Source organism: Homoserinimonas sp. (assembly GCF_056262345.1).
Genome location: NZ_JBACFR010000171.1, coordinates 1 through 2,837, shown reverse-complemented (window position 1 = coordinate 2,837; position 2,837 = coordinate 1). Strand labels below are relative to the sequence as shown.

Annotated in this window: 4 protein-coding genes; all 4 read right to left on the bottom strand. The window is 63.2% G+C overall.

Annotation, left to right across the window (positions count from 1 at the left end):
• The coding region (locus AC062T_RS08425; RefSeq protein WP_476029099.1) for a carbamoyl phosphate synthase preATP-grasp domain-containing protein at nucleotides 1–431 on the bottom strand (431 nt) is incomplete at its 3' end.
• On the bottom strand, nucleotides 431–1,576 hold the full coding sequence (gene carA / locus AC062T_RS08420) for a glutamine-hydrolyzing carbamoyl-phosphate synthase small subunit (protein WP_476029097.1): 1,146 nt from the start codon (nucleotides 1,574–1,576) through the stop codon (nucleotides 431–433). The genes carA and AC062T_RS08425, both read right to left, overlap by 1 nt.
• Nucleotides 1,576–2,112, bottom strand: coding sequence for a PH-like domain-containing protein (locus AC062T_RS08415; protein WP_476029095.1), 537 nt, complete (start codon nucleotides 2,110–2,112; stop codon nucleotides 1,576–1,578). Before AC062T_RS08415 ends, carA begins: the two co-directional genes overlap by 1 nt.
• A partial coding sequence (locus tag AC062T_RS08410) for a dihydroorotase (protein WP_476029093.1) occupies nucleotides 2,105–2,837 on the bottom strand: 733 nt, incomplete at its 5' end. The genes AC062T_RS08410 and AC062T_RS08415, both read right to left, overlap by 8 nt.

Here is a 2,837-nt window from a genome sequence, read left to right as displayed (position 1 = left end):
GCAACGTCTGCCCCGCATTCGAGAACAAGCTCCTTGAAGATCTGGCGGTCTTCGCCCTTGTTGATCGCTTCGAAGTTGGCTCCGATGAGTTCGACGCCGTACTTCTCGAGGATGCCGTGCTCGTGCAGCTCAATGGCAGCGTTAAGCGCCGTCTGGCCACCGAGGGTGGGAAGGATGGCGTCGGGCTTCTCCTTCTGGATGATCGACTCGATCACTTCCCAGGTAATCGGCTCAACGTAGGTGGCGTCGGCGAAGTCCGGGTCGGTCATGATCGTGGCCGGGTTGGAGTTAATGAGAATCACGCGCACGCCCTCCTCCCGGAGAACGCGGCAGGCCTGGGTGCCCGAGTAGTCGAACTCACAGGCCTGACCGATGACGATCGGGCCGGAGCCGATGACGAGGACTGACTTGATGTCGTCGCGCTTGGGCATTACTTGGCGTCCTTCTTCTGGTGGTCGAGCACCATGTCGCGGAATCGGTCGAAGAGGTAGTTTGCGTCATGCGGGCCTGCGGCCGCCTCGGGGTGGTACTGCACCGAGAACGCGGGGATATCGAGAGCGCGGAGGCCCTCGACGACGTTGTCGTTGAGGTTGACGTGGCTCACCTCTACCCGACCGAATCCGGCGGGTGACTCGCTCGGTTCGCCGATGGGAGCATCCACCGCGAATCCGTGGTTGTGCGAGGTGATCTCGACGCGGCCCGTGCCGCGATCGACAACCGGCTGGTTGATCCCACGGTGGCCGAATGAGAGCTTGTAGGTGCCGTAGCCGAGGGCGCGACCGAGCAACTGATTGCCGAAGCAGATTCCGAAGAACGGAAGGTTGTTGCGGAGCACTCCCTGGAGCAGCTCGACGTGGTGATCGGATGCGCCGGGGTCGCCGGGGCCGTTCGAGTAGAACACGGCGCTCGGGTTGAGCGCGAGAAGCTCGTCGAGCGTCACCGTCTGCGGCATCACATGCACATCGAACCCACGGGCCGAAAGGTAGCGAAGGGTCGACGACTTCACGCCAAGATCGAGGACAGCGACGGAGCCGATTCGCTCGCCTTCTGCCTCAATCGTGTACGGCTCAGTTGTCGAGACGCTGCCGGACAGGTTTTGTCCCGACATCTCGGCCCCTGCACGCACCGCCGCCAGCTGCTCGTCATCGCTGAGGGCAGCGTCTGCCCCTGAGAAGATTCCGGCCCTCATGGCGCCAGCATCGCGCAGGCGGCGGGTTATGGCACGAGTGTCAATCCCACTGATTCCGACGATGCCCTCTTCGACGAGCTGGTCATCGAGGCTCCCGGTAGCCCGGTAGTTGGAGACGACGCGAGAGGGGTCTCGCACGACGAAGCCCGATACCCAGATGCGGGATGATTCGGTGTCTTCGCCGTTGACACCGGTGTTGCCGATGTGGGGCGCCGTCATAACGACGATCTGACCCGCATACGACGGGTCGGTGAGGGTCTCTTGGTAGCCGGTCATGCCGGTCGCGAATACGGCTTCGCCGAAGGTGCGACCGGTGGCCCCATAGGCATTACCGGTGAAACGGCTGCCGTCCTCGAGTACAAGAACGGCGGGTTCTGAGATTGCCACTAGGCGAGTCCTCCCTGGGTGGACGAGTGTGATGCTGAGTTATGAAGAAGCCGGGTGACGGCTTCGGAGAATGTGTTTACCTCTGCGGCGCTAGCGAACCTCAGGTACGAGTCGACCGAAACGCGAGTGTCGTCGTCCACGAGGTCCCAAGCAACGAGAACCAGACCGTCGCGTTCGACGACACGGTCGATCGTCCAGGTCGCGCGGTCGACGCCGCGCAGGTCGTTCGCCGGCAGCCATGTCTGCGGCTGGCCCGGGATGGCGAGCACGATTCCCTCGCTGGCAACGATGATTTCGGCGCGTGCCCTAAAGCCGAGCCCATTCACCGCAACGCGGTTGAGGGGCTCTCCTGCGAGAGTCGTGGCGACATAGAAGACGTTCGCTCTAAAGAACTCGTCGCCGACGGTGGCCGGAACTGGGCGAGTCGCGGGGAGCGACGCCTGTCGTCGTCGTCTCGCCTGCCAACCGAGATACATGAGGATGAGGAGAACAACGAGGAAGGCCACGACGGCCCAGAGAAGGACATTCTTATCCACGGTGCGCTCCTGCCGCTCTCGCCACTGTTTCGGCGTCGACGAGCGCGCCGTCGAGCACAGTGGCATATCCGTTGTGAATAGTTGCGACGACCTGGCCGGGGAGTTCGCGGCCGAGATACGGAGAGTTGGTGCTCTTGCCGCGGAGATCTGGCGTGCTGAACACCGAGCGGGCCTCCGTGTCATAAAGAGTGAAGTTCGCCGGAGCGCCGACAACGACACCCCGTGCATATCCGCCGAGCCGACCGATCTCTGCCGGTGCCGACGAGAGCACCCTCGCGACATCCGTCCAGGTCAGGTGCCCGGTCTCGACTGTCGACGCCTGAACGACGGACAGCGCCGTTTCAAGGCCAACCATGCCGAACGCAGCGCCACCCCATTCGCAATCCTTGTCTTCAACAGGATGCGGGGCGTGGTCGGTTGCGACGATGTCGATTGTGCCGTCGGCGAGCCCAGCGCGGAGTGCCATAACATCTTCTGCCCGGCGCAGAGGCGGGTTCACCTTGTAGCGGGCGTCGTAGCTGCGCACGAGTTCCTCATCGAGCAGAAGGTGGTGAGGCGTCACCTCGGCTGTCACGGCAATTCCCCGGGACTTTGCCCAGCGCACAACCTCGACGGAACCTGCAGTAGAGAGGTGGCAGATGTGCACGCGGGACCCGACATGCTCTGCCAGCAACACGTCGCGGGCAATAATGGCCTCTTCTGCTACGGCGGGCCATCCTGCCAGG